This window comes from Sphingobacterium siyangense, from assembly GCF_007830445.1.
GTDB lineage: Bacteria > Bacteroidota > Bacteroidia > Sphingobacteriales > Sphingobacteriaceae > Sphingobacterium > Sphingobacterium siyangense.
Genome location: NZ_VLKR01000019.1, coordinates 16588 through 33002, shown reverse-complemented (window position 1 = coordinate 33002; position 16415 = coordinate 16588). Strand labels below are relative to the sequence as shown.

The 16415-nt window shown below is 41.2% G+C and carries 16 protein-coding genes and 1 tRNA gene; 10 read left to right on the top strand and 7 right to left on the bottom strand.

Annotated features, from left to right (window positions below):
• Window positions 1–37 precede the first annotated feature (37 nt).
• Both IQ31_RS16805 and IQ31_RS16800 read right to left on the bottom strand, forming a co-directional pair.
• Window positions 38–110: transfer RNA gene (locus IQ31_RS16805), tRNA-Gly, on the bottom strand.
• 59 nt (window positions 111–169) lie between these two features.
• Window positions 170–1714, bottom strand: coding sequence for an NAD(P)/FAD-dependent oxidoreductase (locus IQ31_RS16800; protein WP_088163279.1), 1545 nt, complete (start codon window positions 1712–1714; stop codon window positions 170–172).
• Between the two features lie 165 nt (window positions 1715–1879).
• On the opposite strand from IQ31_RS16800, the gene IQ31_RS16795 reads away from it, so the two are divergent.
• From IQ31_RS16795 to IQ31_RS16775, 5 genes are all read left to right on the top strand, one after another.
• Entirely contained in the window at window positions 1880–2458 is a 579-nt protein-coding gene (locus tag IQ31_RS16795) for a LemA family protein (RefSeq protein ID WP_046673163.1), read from the top strand.
• Window positions 2459–2613: 155 nt separating this feature from the next.
• Complete coding sequence (locus IQ31_RS16790; RefSeq protein WP_075990259.1) at window positions 2614–3042, top strand: TPM domain-containing protein; 429 nt, start codon at window positions 2614–2616, stop codon at window positions 3040–3042.
• Window positions 3043–3244: 202 nt separating this feature from the next.
• Window positions 3245–4006, top strand: coding sequence for a TPM domain-containing protein (locus IQ31_RS16785; RefSeq protein ID WP_088163278.1), 762 nt, complete (start codon window positions 3245–3247; stop codon window positions 4004–4006).
• A 74-nt stretch (window positions 4007–4080) separates the two neighbouring features.
• The gene (locus IQ31_RS16780) at window positions 4081–5220 is read left to right on the top strand and encodes a TlpA disulfide reductase family protein (RefSeq protein ID WP_145328772.1); all 1140 of its coding nucleotides are present in this window, start codon (window positions 4081–4083) and stop codon (window positions 5218–5220) included.
• 308 nt (window positions 5221–5528) lie between these two features.
• The gene (locus IQ31_RS16775; protein ID WP_145328770.1) at window positions 5529–5975 is read left to right on the top strand and encodes a hypothetical protein; all 447 of its coding nucleotides are present in this window, start codon (window positions 5529–5531) and stop codon (window positions 5973–5975) included.
• A gap of 167 nt (window positions 5976–6142) precedes the next feature.
• Here the strand turns inward: IQ31_RS16775 and pfkA are convergent, their stop codons facing one another.
• The 4 genes from pfkA to IQ31_RS16755 form a co-directional block, all read right to left on the bottom strand.
• Window positions 6143–7117 carry a 6-phosphofructokinase gene (gene pfkA, locus IQ31_RS16770; RefSeq protein ID WP_075990255.1) on the bottom strand — a complete coding sequence of 325 codons (975 nt, stop codon included), beginning with the start codon at window positions 7115–7117 and terminating at the stop codon, window positions 6143–6145.
• Between the two features lie 196 nt (window positions 7118–7313).
• Window positions 7314–9020 (bottom strand): protein-disulfide reductase DsbD family protein, encoded by a 1707-nt coding sequence (locus IQ31_RS16765; RefSeq protein WP_145328768.1) that lies wholly within the window; start codon window positions 9018–9020, stop codon window positions 7314–7316.
• Window positions 9021–9106: 86 nt separating this feature from the next.
• On the bottom strand, window positions 9107–9556 hold the full coding sequence (locus IQ31_RS16760; RefSeq protein ID WP_075990253.1) for a protein-disulfide reductase DsbD domain-containing protein: 450 nt from the start codon (window positions 9554–9556) through the stop codon (window positions 9107–9109).
• A 156-nt stretch (window positions 9557–9712) separates the two neighbouring features.
• Window positions 9713–10483: a biotin--[acetyl-CoA-carboxylase] ligase gene (locus IQ31_RS16755; RefSeq protein WP_145328766.1), complete on the bottom strand. Its 771-nt coding sequence runs from the start codon at window positions 10481–10483 to the stop codon at window positions 9713–9715.
• Between the two features lie 47 nt (window positions 10484–10530).
• Here IQ31_RS16755 and rsfS point away from each other — a divergent pair, with 47 nt between their 5' ends.
• Genes rsfS through IQ31_RS16735 form a run of 4 tightly spaced genes read left to right on the top strand, consistent with a single transcriptional unit; the run spans window position 10531 to window position 14368 of the window.
• Window positions 10531–10905: a ribosome silencing factor gene (gene rsfS, locus IQ31_RS16750; protein ID WP_046673130.1), complete on the top strand. Its 375-nt coding sequence runs from the start codon at window positions 10531–10533 to the stop codon at window positions 10903–10905.
• A gap of 46 nt (window positions 10906–10951) precedes the next feature.
• Window positions 10952–13033, top strand: coding sequence for an ATP-dependent zinc metalloprotease FtsH (ftsH, locus tag IQ31_RS16745; RefSeq protein WP_145328764.1), 2082 nt, complete (start codon window positions 10952–10954; stop codon window positions 13031–13033).
• Window positions 13034–13088: 55 nt separating this feature from the next.
• Entirely contained in the window at window positions 13089–13736 is a 648-nt protein-coding gene (locus tag IQ31_RS16740; protein ID WP_145328762.1) for a LutC/YkgG family protein, read from the top strand.
• Window positions 13737–13744: 8 nt separating this feature from the next.
• Window positions 13745–14368 (top strand): rhomboid family intramembrane serine protease, encoded by a 624-nt coding sequence (locus tag IQ31_RS16735; RefSeq protein ID WP_145328760.1) that lies wholly within the window; start codon window positions 13745–13747, stop codon window positions 14366–14368.
• Here IQ31_RS16735 and IQ31_RS16730 read toward each other — a convergent pair.
• Window positions 14365–15909: a YifB family Mg chelatase-like AAA ATPase gene (locus IQ31_RS16730; RefSeq protein ID WP_145328758.1), complete on the bottom strand. Its 1545-nt coding sequence runs from the start codon at window positions 15907–15909 to the stop codon at window positions 14365–14367. The genes IQ31_RS16735 and IQ31_RS16730 overlap by 4 nt on opposite strands.
• Before the next feature lie 235 nt (window positions 15910–16144).
• Between IQ31_RS16730 and IQ31_RS16725 the strand changes: the two genes are divergently transcribed.
• Entirely contained in the window at window positions 16145–16414 is a 270-nt protein-coding gene (locus IQ31_RS16725; protein WP_075990249.1) for a YtxH domain-containing protein, read from the top strand.
• Window position 16415: the final 1 nt, after the last annotated feature.

The window sequence follows — 16415 nt, the reverse complement described above, 5'->3', positions numbered from 1 at the left end:
AATAGAAAAAGCTTCCAAATTTTGGAAGCTTTTTTAGAGCGAAAGACGAGATTCGAACTCGCGACCCCAACCTTGGCAAGGTTGTGCTCTACCAACTGAGCTACTTTCGCGTTGATGCTACAAAAGTAAGGCATTTATTCGTATTCTGCAAGAGAAAAAACAAAAAATGTTAACTTAAATTGATCGCATCAACACAATTAATACCGTCTATAGCCGCTGAAATGATGCCTCCGGCATAACCTGCACCCTCACCACAAGGGTAAAGTCCTTTGACCTGAGGGTGTTGTAAATCTTCTTTATTTCTAGGAATCCGAATCGGCGAAGATGTACGTGATTCTACACCAACCAAAATGGCTTCATTGGTATAATACCCTTTCATCTTTTTGCCAAAGATTGGCAGTGCACCGCGTAATGCTTCGTGAACAAAAGCAGGTAGCACTTCGGTGAGATCTGCAGAGGCTGTTCCGGGCTTGTAGGAGTTTTCTGGCAGATCCATCGATACACGCCCTTCGACAAAGTCGACCATACGTTGTGCGGGAGCAACAAGTTTACCGCCACCTACGGCAAAAGCCTTTCGCTCGATCTCTTTCTGAAAATTAAGTAATGCAAAAGGATCCTTATGTGCATTGGCAACGTCCTCAAGGTTAATCTGAATAACGGTACCTGAATTGGCGTGCGGATTATTTCGTTTGGATGGGGACCATCCGTTGACAACGATTTCATCTAAATCTGTTGCACAGGGAGCGATAACGCCACCTGGGCACATGCAGAATGAAAATACTCCACGGTCATTAACCTGCTCAACCAAACTATAATATGCAGGGGGTAAATGCTCGCTTCTAACCTGACAATGGTATTGCGCCTGATCAATGATTAACTGCGGATGTTCGATGCGCACACCCAATGCAAAGGCTTTGGCTTCGATCAGCCAGTTATTACGGTGAAAAAGCTCAAAAATGTCCCGTGCAGAGTGTCCTGTTGCTACGATGACGTGATCGGCCTTAATTTCTTCGCCACTGGCTAACTTGACACCTCGCACATGACCGAAAGATTCTAAAATGTCGTCGACACGTTGATCAAAATGAAATTCGCCGCCAAATTCAATAACACTCTCACGCATTGCTTCAATAATATGCGGTAGTTTATTTGTGCCAATATGTGGCCGTGCATTGACTAGAATATCTGTCGTAGCACCATGGGAGACAAAAAGATTGAGCACTTTGTCTACATCACCTCTTTTATTGGAACGTGTATATAGTTTCCCATCAGAGTAAGTTCCGGCTCCACCTTCACCAAAACAGTAGTTTGATTCGGGATTTACGATGCCTTCCCGGTTCAGCTTTGCGAGATCGCGTCTACGGTCCTGTACTTTCTTACCGCGTTCGATTACAATTGGTTTGAGCCCACGCTCAATGCAGCGGATAGCCGCAAATATGCCGGCAGGGCCTGCACCAATAATAATAACGGGTTTTCCGTCTTTGACAGACTTGAAATTATTTTCGTAGATTTCAGGAACAGGCAGTTCATCGATATAGTAGATAACCCTTGCCCGGTAGACCACCTGCTTGCTTCGGGCATCAATTGAACGTTTCCGGATTTTATAACCTTTGATTTGCTGGGGTTGAACGCGTAAAGCTTTTATGCCCTGCTGTATAATGTACTGTTCGTCCTCGATCCTTTCTGGAAGTATCGCAATTTCGATTTCTTTTTGCATAGTATGAGGGCTGGGTTTTTATCCCAAAACCGAGACAAAGTTAATGATTATTGGCTATTTGGAGATTTGGAAATAAAAATATTCTTATCTTAGTAAGAGCTTGGTATATGCTTTGATAGTGTAACCGTATAATTTGAATAGTATTTAATTCTTTGAACAATGAAAATTAAAAGATTTTTGGTCGCCCTATGTGGTTTATTTGCATTAGTATCATTAAACTCCTGTGGCTACAATACGATGGTCTCACAAGATGAGAATGTTAAAGGAAAATGGGCACAAGTTGAAAATGCGTATCAACGTCGTGCGGATCTAGTTCCAAATTTGGTTAATACGGTAAAAGGAGCGGCAAAGCACGAAGAAAGTACATTGACAGCCGTTGTAGAGGCAAGAGCTAAAGCAACTTCGGTAACGATTAATGCCGATGATTTGTCTGAGGAGAATATTGCCAAGTTTCAAAAAGTTCAGGATGAATTCAGCGGTTCGTTGAGTCGTCTTTTAGCGTCGGTTGAAGCTTATCCTGATTTGAAGGCAAATCAGAACTTTTTGGAATTACAAGCACAGTTGGAAGGTACTGAAAATCGTATTTCAACAGAACGTAGATCTTACAATGAAGCGGTACAGCAATACAATACCACCGTACGTAGCTTCCCGAATAATTTAATGGCGGGTATGTTCGGATTTAAGGCGAAAGGTACATTTACTGCAGCCCCAGGTTCGGATAAAGCGCCAACGGTATCATTCTAATAATAAATTGTTAGTAATGAACAGGACGATGGATGATGCGGCTTTCGTAGAAGCACATCATCCATTTTTTTATCGTGTTTTAACTAGTTTTAGGTACTTTGAATCTGGAATAACCGTCTGGTAATCTGGTTTTGAAGTGTAAGCGTATACAGACTATGGCATTAAATTCTGAAGAACAAGAGAAGATCGTTCACGCCATTAATGTGGCTGAAAACGAGACTTCTGGTGAGATTCGTGTAGTGGTAGAAAATCATTGCCCCGACGAGGTACATGATCGTGCAACACATTATTTTTCCAAATTGGGCATGCATAAGACCACGTTGAAAAACGGTGTTCTTATCTATATCGCGCTTGAGGATCATAAATTTTCCATTATTGGCGATAAGGGAATCCACCAACGTGTAGAAAGTGATTTTTGGAACAGTACCAAAGATCTTATGGTGGCGGAGTTTCGGGTGGATCGCATTGTTGAGGGCTTGGTCAAAGGGATCGAGCATGCGGGTAAACAATTGGCAAAATTCTTTCCGCGTGAACACGATGACATCAATGAGCTTCCAAATGATATTGTTTTTGGAGACCGTTAATTGTTAAGTGACCAGCAAGAACCCCGAGCTGCTATCGCCTGTCTCGCAAATAGATTGATAAAAATTGTGATAAACCCGACTTCGGGATTCACGGAACGCCATTAGGAGCATCAAGATTGCTTAAGGCAAATAAAAATGAATAAAAGAGAATAATAGGATGAAATTTGTATCGAGATTATTTTCTCGGATTCGAATCCCTGCTATGGCTATGTTGCTTTGTCTGCTGTCGATAGCCACAGTATTGGGTCAAGATTTCCCAGAAACATCAAACAGACTTGTCAATGATTATACAAACACATTGACAGCAAGTCAGAAGCAATTATTGGAGCAGAAGCTATTGGCATTTGAGGATTCCGCATCTACGCAAATTGCTGTGGTTATGATGAATTCAACCGGCGGCTATGACATTTCTGATTATGCAGTCCGTTTAGCGAAAAAATGGGGTATTGGGAATAAAAAGTATAATAATGGTATTCTGTTGTTGGTAGCCCTGGGAGATCGTGCGGTAACTATTCAAACAGGTTATGGTATAGAGGGGGCTGTCCCCGATGCCATTGCATATCGTATTATTGAAAATGATATCAAACCGGCTTTTCGTCAGGGGGATTACTACAAAGGAGTCGACGATGCGACCAGTTCCTTAATTTCCTACACAAAAGGCGAATACAAAGCTGATCCAAAACAACCGAAAGGAAAGGGGTCAGGTTCGGTGATGTTTGTCATTATTATTGTGATATTCTTGATTGTTATTTTCTCCAATCGCGGCGGCCGCGGTGGCGGTGGTGGCGGTCGTGTGATGAATGGACGTGGCGCTTCTGATATCTTTTGGTGGACATTGCTGAATGGTCTTGGCGGCGGTGGCGGCCGAGGTGGTGGCGGTGGCTTCGGCGGCGGTTCAGGTGGCGGTTTTGGCGGTTTCGGTGGCGGTGATTTTGGCGGTGGCGGTGCTTCAGGACGTTGGTAACATCTTTGCTAAATAATGTTAAATAGAACGACAGTGAAACGGAAATGTTTTACATTTATGGGAAGTATATAATTATGAAAAAGGGAATATTAATGGGTTTAAGCTTTTTACCAGCCTTGTTAATGGCACAAGAAAGCTATACGGTTACAGGAAAGGTAAACACGACGTCAGACAAAGCGAAAGTGTTTATGCAATATGCTGCCAATGGAACTCGCCAGACAGATTCAGCAACGGTTGTAAAAGGTGAGTTTAAGTTCAACGGACAGGTGGCTTCGCCAACGAAGGGTATGATGATCTATTCACCGGAAGGCTTATCTTTTGCTGAACTTAGAAATAGTCAAAAGCAGCCTGAAACAGCACAGCTATATCTTTCTAAAGGAGTTATCAAAGTCGATGCAACCAAAGGATTCAAAGATGCAACCGTCTCGGGTACAGCGCTCAATGATGATCTGACGCAGTACAAGGCTTTTGTGAAACCTCATACAGATGCGTTCGAGGCGTTGAACCAACAATATTATGCGGCTTCGGAGACTCAAAAACAGGATCCTAAATTCATCGAAGGTTTGCAAAAACAGGCTGGTGAGATTTCCGAAAAAATGGAAAAAGCAGATGCTGAATTTATTAACAAAAACCCAAAAAGCTGGTACACGTTGGATTTGTTGTCTGAGAATGTCAGCGGTGAGAACGTCAATGAATATGTGACTTCTTTTGAGAAATTGTCTCCTGAATTGAAAAATTCTGAAAAAGGTAAGGAATTGGCTGAGCGTATCCAGAAATTGAAAGCAGTTGCTGTTGGTTCGGTAGCGCCTGATTTCACATTGCCAGACACAACAGGAAAGAATATTTCCCTATCTTCTTTAAGAGGTAAATATGTTTTATTGGATTTTTGGGCAAGCTGGTGTGGTCCTTGTCGCCACGAAAATCCGAATGTCGTTGCGGCTTTCAATAAATTCAAAGACAAAGGATTTACCGTGTTTGGTGTTTCTTTAGACAATCCGGGTAAAAAAGATGCTTGGGTGAAAGCTATTCATGATGATAATTTACAACAATGGCCACACGTTTCGGACCTACAGGGTTGGAAATCGGCTCCGGTCAAGTTGTACGAAGTACGTGGTATTCCGCAAAACTTCTTAATCGATCCTTCAGGTAAAATTGTAGCATCAAATTTAAGAGGTGAGGCTTTGGAGGCTAAGTTAGCTGAATTGCTAAAATAAATCGGTATATAACTGCCATTAGGCATTTGAATAACCCCTAATTGTTATACTCAGGTGAGCTGGGTCTACAATTAGGGGTTTCTATTTAATAATAGCTGTCCTGATCAAACTGCGCTTTCATCGTTACTGCGCTAGCGGCTGTGATAACGTGGAGGGAATTCACTAACTTCGCCTGCTGCTATAGCGAATGATCACTTGGAACTACTATATCCTCGTGTACAATCCAACTAGGGGATGATGAATCCTGAGTTTTAAACAAGTTGAGCAATGGGATTTCTAAAGCAATTGTGGCAATAAAAATTATATAGATGAAGAAAACAGTAATTTTTGGCATATTCTTGGGGACGGTGCTTGCTTCCTGCAGTGGCGATCAGGGTAAGGGGATTCCCGTTGTCAACCTAGAGGCATTGCATGCCATTCCTTTGGATCATGCTATTGATCAATTGGCTAAAGACACGACTTTTATCGATGTCACGCTGCCGCCTAATGCCAGAATCGATCAGTTATCGCAACAGGAGCTGGGCCAACTAAAAGCTGCTGCATATCGTTTTTATCAGCATGTTACACTGGAAAATAATCAATACCGTGTTGATCTCAAAGATCCTAAGGTATTGCACTTATCGGAACAGGTTGTGAAGGCCTACGAACAGGCGATCAGCAACACGAATCATTTTGCTGACTCGATGGCGAAAGCAGGCCAAGCCATTCAGTTACCTCCGGTATCTGAAGAGTACCTCAATAATTTGCTTAAATAACAACTGTGCCGGATATGGTACTATTTTGGCTTTAGGTAACATGATAGTTTAGGTGTCAGGCCTTTGCCTAAAGGGTTTGGACAATCTAGCAACGAAAGGCATAAAAAAAGAGTATACATCACATGTATACTCTTTTTCTATTGTTAGTTAAGAATAACTTATATCACTTACAAAGAAAGGATTTCAATGATACGAAGTAGGTCTTCATTCATTTTTACGTTATGCTTGATGGCACTCTTAAAAGGAGTGAATCTTACTTCACTGCAAATTAGACCGGCCATTTCACCCCTGCGACCTTGTAGTAAAGCCTCTACGGATGCCACTCCAAGTCTGCTGGCTAACACGCGATCCATGCATGTTGGGCTTCCGCCGCGTTGGATATGTCCTAAAATTGATAATCTAACATCGTAATGCGGAAAATTTTCCTTGATTTTTTCCGAAACAACCATGCCGCCTTCTTTGTCACCTTCAGCAACAATAATAATGCGGGATGATTTATTTTTACGGGATTTGTCAAGTCTTTTCATGATCGCATCATAGTCTACCTCGAACTCAGGAACCAGAACTGCTTCGGCACCGGTACTGATACCAGAGCGAACGGCGATAAGTCCAGAGTCGCGGCCCATCACTTCGATCACAAAAAGTCTATCATGAGACTCGGCGGTGTCGCGAATTTTGTCTACGGCTTGGATAACTGTATTAATGGCTGTATCATAACCAATCGTAAAGTCTGTGCCGGCCAAATCGTTATCAATTGTGCCCGGAAGACCGATGATCGGAAAATCGAATTCTTCTATAAACTTGGACGCACCGGTAAATGTACCGTCGCCACCGATGACAACCATGGCATCAATACCGTGGCTGCGTAAATTTTCATAAGCCTGTTTACGTCCTTCAATAGTTTTGAAGGCCTCGCTACGGGCTGTTTTTAGGATAGTACCACCACGTTGTATGATATTGGCTACAGATTTAGCATCCATGGGGATAATCTCACCATTAACTAGACCATCATAACCTCTGCGTACGCCAAATACTTCAAGATTATTGTAGATACCCGCTCTAACAACAGCACGGATACCAGCATTCATTCCTGGAGCATCTCCTCCAGATGTCAAAACAGCAATTTTTTTAATGTTACTCATACGTACTCAAACTTAGCTATTTTTAAGCGTATATACAATTATATTTCCGTTATTAGAAGTTGCCGATAACGCTATTAAGAACAAGCAATAGCTTTTTTAAGTGCAATTCATCTAAGCGTGAGCTAAAGATAATGCAAATTTAATAATTGCTTTTTCTCATGTATCATTCCAGACGGATATCTCCAGCGTATACAGCCTATTTTTTTGCCTTAAAGGCATCAATTCCGCTCTGTAAAAATGCAGTATATTCCGCGACATTATAGTTTGCGCCCGTTTTTGGAACTAAAACTGTTCCTGATGCATCGACGATGACATAGAGTGGTTGCGAATTACTGTCGAAAGCTGATGCTTGGAAATCACTGTTTTTATTACCTATGGTTTTGATTTTTTTGCCACTATATTTTGAAACGAATTGTTCGTTTGCCGGTAATTCTGTTTTATCATCGACAAACAATTCGGCCATAATAAATTCTTCCTTCAGTAGTTTGGCAACCGCGGGATCAGTCCAGACATTTGCCTCCATTTTTCGACAATTGACACAGTTCCAGCCTGTAAAATCAATTAATACCGGTTTATTCTGTTCTTTTGAAGCTGCGAGAGCCTCTTCATAATCATAATAAGGATCAAATCCTTTTGGTGTACCACGTTCGTGAAAAATCTCCGCGTATTTTTTAACCTTACCATCATTGTGTGAAGGAGCGGCTGCTATTCCTGCCGACAGGTCAAAGTCCTGTGTTGCCGAAGGTGGCAAGAAGGCTGAAATCGATTTTAGGGGAGCTCCCCACAGTCCCGGTACCATATAGATAACGAAGGAAAATACAACGATAGCGAGAATAGTTCTCGGTACAGAGAGGAATTTTAATTCGCTGTCATGTGAAAACTTGATCTTTCCAATAAGATATAAGCCCATCATACTAAAAATGGCAATCCATAGCGATAAGAACACTTCTCGATCCAGCCAATTCCAATGGTAAGCCAAATCTACATTTGATAAGAATTTCAGCGCTAGTGCGAGCTCTAAGAAGCCAAGTACAACCTTCACCGAATTTAGCCAACCGCCAGATTTTGGTAGGGATTTTAACATCGAAGGGAACATCGCAAATAAGCCAAAAGGAATTGCAAGTGCTATAGAAAAACCGAGCATCCCGACTGCTGGACCTAAGCGTTCTCCTTTTGAGGCCGCTTCGACCAATAAGGTGCCAATAATGGGGCCAGTACAGGAAAAAGATACCAGTGAAAGGCTGAATGCCATAAAGAAAAGCCCTACAAGACCGCCTTTGTCGGATTTGGCATCCATTTTATTGACGAAAGAACTTGGTAACGTGATTTCAAAAGCACCAAAAAAGGACGCGGCAAAAACAACCAATAAGAGGAAGAATAGGAAATTAAATACCCCATTTGTCGATAAAGCATTCAAAGCATCCGAACCAAACGAAATGGTAATAATCATTCCTAAAGCGACATAGATCACAATGATGAAGAGACCATATAGAAGTGCCTTGCTGATACCGCTTGCGCGGCTTCCGGCCTGTTTTGTAAAATAGCTTACGGTAAGTGGGAGCATTGGGAATATACAAGGCATGAGCAGCGCTGCGAAGCCGCCAACTAATCCAGCAATAAAGATACTCCAAAGTGATTTTTTCCCTGATTCTTGATTCCCTGAGGAAGCGTTTGCCTTAGTTGGAACTATTTTACTGCTATCTTGACTAACCATCGTGTCAGGTGAAGCTGTAAAATTTAGATCCTCGGGTACCGCTTCAACAGCAGTAGCTGTATCCGGTGATGATTCAAATTGAAGCCCTTCTGTACTTGTTAAACTATCTTGTGCTGAGGCAAAAGTTGCTGTAGTTAAAGAAAGGCTGAAAAAAGCAATTAAAAGTAGAATGAATGTGTTTTTTAACATGCGTATGAATTTCTGATGTTATGGTCAAAAATAAAAAAAGGCGATGAGAATCGCCTTATTAATTTATCCGTGTAGAATCATTTTTACTATTTGATTGTCACAGCAAAAGCATATTCGTCTGGAGGAAGACATTGTGATGCATCACATGCTTGCCATTCGACAGTACCTTTAACGGTGGCAGTTCCTTTGTTTAAAGTTACTTTTTGTTGGAAAATTACCTCGTTTGTAAAATAACCAACATCCATCTTAAATACATCCTCATGTTTTACTTTTGGTTTCGGCTCTGCAGTTTTACCGACCAGTGCATAATCAGCAGCTTTGGCGAAGGTGAAAGAAGTTGGAATTGGCCCGCCATCTTTCACATTTTGTGAATAAATGTGCCATCCATTTTGAATTGTCGCTTTTACATAAACTACAGCTTCTTTATTATTTAACTTTTTGCTGGCCACAGTCCATTTTACAGGTTTGTGAATCTGAGCGAATGCTCCCGTAACTGCAAAAATTACTGCAGTCATTAACAGTATTAACTTTTTCATCCGAATTTAATTTGTTCTTTTCCTTTTCTGCTGCAATGATTGCAGTGTGTTATTGTTCTTTGATGCTTTGTGTGAATAAAGGTTTAATCACGCTATTGACAAATTTAGAACAAAGGTTTGACAATTCTAAAATGGGCTATCCTTTTTTTGTAAAGATTAGGTAATAAGATGTGTAATTTCTTTGATATCAAATTCGTGAAGGGTGTCTTCCAGGAGAACGCATAGTTTCCCATCGTCAGATACCCGTTGAATGATACCGGTTTTCTTGATACCATCGATAAGAAATGGTCTTTCTTCACCTTTCCAAAACAATAGGGCGTTATAGCGGCTTAACTGATATTGGGTCCCTTCCTTATAAAGGGTCAGGTACTCCTGTTGGATCACTTGGAACAACTCCTGAGCCAGGGCTTTGATGTTGTAATCCTGTCGATCGGTTAGGCAGGCGAGCGAGGTTATTGTTGTTGCTGTGTCAAAATTAATTTGATTAATATTTACACCGATGCCGATAATAGCGCTGTCGATTTTACTGCCTTTTAATTTATTTTCTATTAAAATGCCTGTGATTTTCTTTGAATTGACGTAAATATCATTGGGCCATTTTACGGTAACAGGCTGCTCGGTTTTGCTTTTCAGCCAATTGACGGTTGCAACGGCAATAGTAGCTGAAAGTGCAAATTGTTGTGCTATTGGTAGGAAATGAGGCTTTAAGAGGATCGATGTTGTTAAGTTTTTCCCGGGTTCACTGACCCAGGAGCTTCCGCGCTGCCCCTTACCCTGAAATTGTTCTTCTGCTAAAATGGCAGTTCCTTCTGCTAGTGGCTTGAAATTTGACAATAATTCCCTGAGATAATCGTTTGTAGAGGCGACTTTGTCAAGATATATTGTATTTTGACCGATGATAAGTCCCGAAATATTGTTATTTTGCAAACTGAAAGTATTAAATAAATATTAAGTCAAAACTATCACATTTTTTAATGAGTAAAAATAAAAGTTCAGAATTGTCCCAACGTCTATCAGAAATTATCGTTTACGGTATGCAAGAAAAGAAAGCAAACGAGATTGTTCGCTTGGATTTAAGAGATCTTCACAGTTCTGTTTCCGATTATTTTGTGATTTGTCATGCAGATTCTAACATTCAGGTGAATGCGATAGCAAAGAGTGTCGAAGAAGAAGTCTATAAGGCATTTGGTCAAGAACCCCAATATAAAGAAGGACAATCAAATGGAGAATGGTTGATTTTGGATTTTGTGGATGTGGTTGTACATATCTTTAAGACCGAAAAAAGAGCGCATTATGGTATCGAGGATTTATGGGGAGATGCAGAAGTACAGCATTTCCAAAGCGCCTAATTGCCATCAATAAAATAATTTATAAAGAAAATATAATTACGATATAATGAAAAAAATCCCGAGTAGTAAGGTGACCCCAAAACCACCAAAATTCAATTTTGTGTGGCTTATGATTGCCGTGTTGTTAGGTTTTTTTGCCTTACAATATGTTATAGGAGAGAACCCGGCTAAGGAAGTTAGCTATAGCGATTTTGAGACACGCATGTTAAATACGGGCTCTGTTGAGCGCCTTGTCGCCTACAAGAAGAATGATCTTGTCGAGGTTGAGGTGTATCTGAAAAAGGGCTGGAAAGATAATCCAAGTTTTAAGGATGCTACAAAAACTGCTGATCCACTTCCAAGTTTATCCGGTCAAGAAGATAAGGGACCACAATATATTTTTAAGGATGCCTCTCCCGATGTTTTGGAGAAAAAGCTAGCTGCTTCGCAAGCAGATTTGGCGCCTGGTACACCGAAGGTCCAATTAACTTATGACGATCGTTCTAATCCATGGGCAAGTTGGTTTATCACGTTTATGTTGCCATTGTTGGTCTTGGCCGCAATCTGGATTTTCTTGATGCGTCGTATGGGCGGCGGTGCTGGCGGCGGCGGCGGTGCAATCTTTAATATTGGTAAATCAAAGGCTCAGCTGTTTGATAAAGAATCGCAGATCAATATCACATTTAATGATGTTGCCGGTCTTGAGGAGGCAAAACAGGAAGTTATGGAGATTGTGGATTTCTTAAAAAATCCACGTAAGTATACCAATCTAGGGGGTAAAATTCCGAAGGGAGCTTTGCTTGTAGGGCCTCCGGGAACAGGTAAGACTTTATTGGCTAAAGCTGTAGCCGGAGAGGCCCAAGTGCCATTTTTCTCACTTTCCGGATCTGACTTTGTCGAAATGTTTGTGGGGGTAGGTGCATCGCGTGTTCGTGACTTGTTTAAGCAAGCGAAAGAGAAAGCTCCATGTATTATTTTTATCGATGAGATTGACGCTATTGGTCGTGCTCGTGGTAAAAACTCGATGATGGGAGGTAATGACGAACGTGAAAATACATTGAATCAATTATTGGTGGAGATGGATGGTTTTGGTACTGATTCGGGCGTTATTATTTTAGCGGCTACTAACCGTATTGATGTGCTGGATACAGCGTTGTTGCGTCCGGGACGTTTTGATCGTCAAATTTCTATTGATAAACCGGATTTAATTGGCCGTGAGCAAATTTTTAAAGTACATCTAAAGCCGTTGAAGTTATCAGCTGAGGTCGATGCAAAGAAATTATCGGCGCAGACACCAGGCTTTGCAGGAGCTGAGATTGCCAACGTTTGTAACGAAGCAGCTCTTATCGCTGCCCGTAAAAATAAACCAGAGATTGATATGCAAGATTTTCAAGATGCCGTTGATCGTGTGATCGGCGGTCTCGAGAAGAAGAATAAAATCATCTCTCCGGAAGAAAAACGTATTGTTGCTTATCATGAGGCGGGGCACGCTATTGCAGGCTGGTTTTTAGAACACGCCGATCCTTTGGTGAAAGTATCTATTGTGCCTCGTGGTGTTGCTGCTTTGGGTTATGCACAATATCTTCCCCGTGAGCAGTTCTTATATACGACAGAGCAACTGATAGACAGTTTATGTATGACTATGGGGGGGCGTGTCGCTGAGGATATTACTTTTGGAAGAATTTCAACAGGTGCTCAAAATGACTTAGAGCGTATCACGCAACTTTCTTATGCGATGATTGCAATCTATGGTATGAATGATAAAGTTGGGAATGTTTCTTTCCGAGACAGTTCTGAGGCATCTTTCCAAAAACCATATTCTGACAAAACGGCAGAGTTGATTGATGCAGAGGTTCGCAACTTAATTAATGATGTCTATGCACGTACGAAACAGTTATTGCTGGACAAACGTGAAGGTTTGATTAAAATAGCAGAAAAGCTATTGGAAAAAGAAATACTTTTTCAGTCGGACTTGGAAGAGATATTAGGTAAACGCCCATTTGAAACTAAGACTACTTACGAGGAGTTTGTGAATGGTGCTGATGGTGGCGGAGTTCCGCAGACAGATCTACCGTTGGATGTTCACCCGGACGAAGCGCGATCTAGCGAAGGGCAGAGCTCAGAAACACCGTCAAATAATTTGAATTAATTTGAATGCTGCAGCGCTAGAGTCATCTAGCGCTGCATTTATATATATATGCGCCATGAACGTGAAGAACGCAACAGCGAAGGAGGTAATGTTAAAACGGGTACGTCAGGCATTACTACAGAAAAACGATAATCCACATCCAAATTTTAAGGAAACAGCACTTTATAAAGAAGAGGATGAGTTGGTGGATATTGTTTTTGTTCGCGAATTGACTGCTGCGGGAGGCAAGTTTCTGTATTGTGATGGCGAGATCGGTCTGATTGAAAATTTGATTTCATTGACTGAGGAGAATAATATTAAAAATATATATGCTTGGGAACAAGGCGTTCAAAATCTACTTAGTCCATATGGTTTTCCTTTTTTAAAAACAGCGGAAGATTTTGAATTAGCAAATGCAAGTATTACATCATGTGAAGCATTAGTTGCACGCAATGGCAGTGTGATGGTGAGTAATGCAAATGCTTCAGGACGCAGATTGAGTATATATCCCCCAATTCACATTGTTATTGCTAAAGCTTCGCAATTGGTTTGGGATCTAAAGGATGCTTTAGCCTATATGCAGAAGCGTTACGGTCAGGAAATCCCGACAATGATTTCGACAATTACCGGCCCCTCAAGAACGGCTGATATAGAGAAAAGATTGGTTTTGGGAGCACATGGACCAAAAGAGCTTTACGTTTTACTTTTAGAGGATCGATTCTAAGAACTACTATGCTATTATTTTATCTAACAGAAATGCCTGTTGCGAGTATTATTTTCATTTTTACACTCGCTACCAGTATCTATACATTTTCACATGAGCAACTTTACGGCAAACTGATGTTACACCCGTATAGTATCGCACGTAATCGAAAAGTATATACGATTCTTACCAGTGGTTTTGTCCATAAAGATTGGGGGCATTTGCTGTTTAATATGCTTACCTTCTACTATTTTGCTTTTGGTTTAGAGCGTATACTTGCAGAAGCAAGTCCATACGGACATATTTTATTTGCGGTGATCTATATCGGTAGTTTAATCCTGAGTGATATTCCAACGATCATTCAGCAGAAAAATAATCCGGGTTACTATAGTTTAGGTGCTTCAGGTGCAATTTGTGCGGTCTTGTTCAGCTACATTCTTTTCGATCCGAAGAGTACCATTGGTGTGATGATGATTATACCGATGCCGGCTTACCTGTTTGCGTTTTTGTTTTTAGGTTACTGTGTGTGGGCGTCAAAAAAAGCACAAGATGGTATAAATCACGATGCTCATTTCTTTGGTGCATTGTCGGGTGTGATCTTGACGATTATCTGTTTTCCTTGGGTTATTAAGCATTGTCTGGCTCAGTTCTAAAATTTTCCGCCCCAGGTTTCCCGGTCTAAATTTCTGTACTGGATTGCTTCGGCTAGATGATGGTTTTCGATCATTTTACTCTGTTCCATATCAGCGATTGTGCGAGCAACTTTGAGTATTCTATCGTATGCTCTCGCTGATAAGCTGAGGCGTTCAATAGCTGTTTTAAGTAACTTCCTTCCGGTCTCATCAACCTGACATATTTCTCGGGTCAATTGTGTACTCATTTGCGCATTACAATGAACGTCTGGAAAAGAGTCAAACCGTTCTTTCTGAATTTCTCGTGTCTGAATGACCCGACTTCGCACAGTACGGCTGTCCTCGGCTTTACGTGTTGTGCTCAGTTGATCAAATAGTACAGGCGTCACCTCAATATGCAGATCGATGCGGTCTAAAAGAGGTCCCGATATTTTACTTAAATACCGTTGTACGGTGTTGCTGCCACATATGCATTCCTTTTCGGGATGATTGAAATAGCCACAGGGACAGGGGTTCATGGCCGCTACCAGCATGAAACTCGCCGGATAATCCACCGTAAGTTTTGCCCTTGATATGGTAATCTGTCGCGATTCGAGCGGCTGCCGCATGACCTCGAGTACACTCCGTTTGAATTCCGGTAATTCATCCAAAAACAATACGCCATGATGTGCTAGTGAAATCTCACCAGGCAGCGGATTGGAGCCTCCACCTACCATGGCTACGTCGGATATGGTATGATGCGGAGAACGAAACGGCCGTGTAGTCAAGAGAGACTCCTTGGTCTTCAGGTTTCCAGATACAGAGTGTATTTTGGTGGTTTCTAATGATTCAGTCATGTTGAGGGGTGGAAGTATCGTCGGTAATCTTTTGGCCAACATAGTTTTTCCTGCGCCGGGGGGACCTATTAAAATAAGATTATGACCACCTGCTGCGGCAATTTCCAGTGCCCTTTTAATATTCTCCTGTCCTTGAACATCCGAGAAATCGACATCGTAATTTGCTGTATCGGTATGAAAGAAAGTTTGAATATCAACTTTTGTTGGTTCAATTTTCAGCTTATGATTTAGGAAATCGACAACTTGGTTGAGATTCTCTACTCCGATAACATCGACTCCCCTGACAATAGCGGCCTCCTTGGCGTTCTCTTGTGGTAAAATAAGCCCTTTAAAGCCTTCTTTCAGGGCCTGTAAGGTAATGGGTAAAATACCGCGGATGGGCTTAATGCTTCCGTCTAATGATAGTTCTCCTAAAATGAGATAATCTGCCAGAAGCTCATTTGTTATTTGCCCGGAGGAGGCCAATATGCCGATTGCGATTGATAGGTCGTAACTGGAACCTTCTTTGCGAAGGTCTGCAGGTGCCAAGTTGACAACAATCTTTTGACGTGGCATGTGAAGTTGACAGGAAGTAATGGCACTTTCGACACGTCTTAAGCTTTCTTTCACAGCATTGTCAGGCAATCCTACGATATAATAATGTAGGCCTGTAGATACGATTACCTCAACGGTAATTGTGCAGGCATTGATTCCATAGACAGCACTGCAATAGGTTTTATTTAGCATAATTTTTATAATGGGTTGATTTAAAGATACTAAAAAACTGAACGGGTTAATAATTGTTTGGTGAATTATTGAAAGTCAATCGAAGTTTATCAAAAAATGATTATATTGGAAGATATAGTTTCTTGTAAATAATGGATTAAATGCCGCGTTTGGCAAACGATTTGCTCTGTTAATTGTATTATTAACGAGGACTAGATTCATCGTAATAGAATTAGAACTTTAAAACGAAAAAGAAATGAATGACACAAGTAAAGTAGCTTTGGCGTTGTTAGCGGGTCTTGCTGCAGGTGCAGCTTTGGGAGTTTTATTTGCTCCGGACAAAGGGTCGGATACGAGAGATAAAATCAATGATTCATTAAGCGATTTGAGTGATGCTATTCGTGAGAGAGCGGAAGAACAATTCGATCAATTGAATGATTTTAAAGAGAAAATTGTTTCTACATTAAAAGGAAAATTAAATCAGACCGAAGAAGTGCTAGATGATGATATCATCGAACATGCATAGT

Bases quoted from the DNA above. Each gene is read 5' to 3' on its own strand.
- IQ31_RS16800 (WP_088163279.1), bottom strand. From the start codon at position 1,714: ATGCAAAAAGAAATCGAAATTGCGATACTTCCAGAAAGGATCGAGGAC.
- IQ31_RS16790 (WP_075990259.1), top strand. From the start codon at position 2,614: ATGGCATTAAATTCTGAAGAACAAGAGAAGATCGTTCACGCCATTAAT.
- IQ31_RS16785 (WP_088163278.1), top strand. From the start codon at position 3,245: ATGGCTATGTTGCTTTGTCTGCTGTCGATAGCCACAGTATTGGGTCAA.
- IQ31_RS16780 (WP_145328772.1), top strand. From the start codon at position 4,081: ATGAAAAAGGGAATATTAATGGGTTTAAGCTTTTTACCAGCCTTGTTA.
- IQ31_RS16775 (WP_145328770.1), top strand. From the start codon at position 5,529: ATGAAGAAAACAGTAATTTTTGGCATATTCTTGGGGACGGTGCTTGCT.
- pfkA (WP_075990255.1), bottom strand. From the start codon at position 7,117: ATGAGTAACATTAAAAAAATTGCTGTTTTGACATCTGGAGGAGATGCT.
- IQ31_RS16765 (WP_145328768.1), bottom strand. From the start codon at position 9,020: ATGTTAAAAAACACATTCATTCTACTTTTAATTGCTTTTTTCAGCCTT.
- IQ31_RS16760 (WP_075990253.1), bottom strand. From the start codon at position 9,556: ATGAAAAAGTTAATACTGTTAATGACTGCAGTAATTTTTGCAGTTACG.
- rsfS (WP_046673130.1), top strand. From the start codon at position 10,531: ATGAGTAAAAATAAAAGTTCAGAATTGTCCCAACGTCTATCAGAAATT.
- ftsH (WP_145328764.1), top strand. From the start codon at position 10,952: ATGAAAAAAATCCCGAGTAGTAAGGTGACCCCAAAACCACCAAAATTC.
- IQ31_RS16740 (WP_145328762.1), top strand. From the start codon at position 13,089: ATGAACGTGAAGAACGCAACAGCGAAGGAGGTAATGTTAAAACGGGTA.
- IQ31_RS16735 (WP_145328760.1), top strand. From the start codon at position 13,745: ATGCTATTATTTTATCTAACAGAAATGCCTGTTGCGAGTATTATTTTC.
- IQ31_RS16730 (WP_145328758.1), bottom strand. From the start codon at position 15,909: ATGCTAAATAAAACCTATTGCAGTGCTGTCTATGGAATCAATGCCTGC.
- IQ31_RS16725 (WP_075990249.1), top strand. From the start codon at position 16,145: ATGAATGACACAAGTAAAGTAGCTTTGGCGTTGTTAGCGGGTCTTGCT.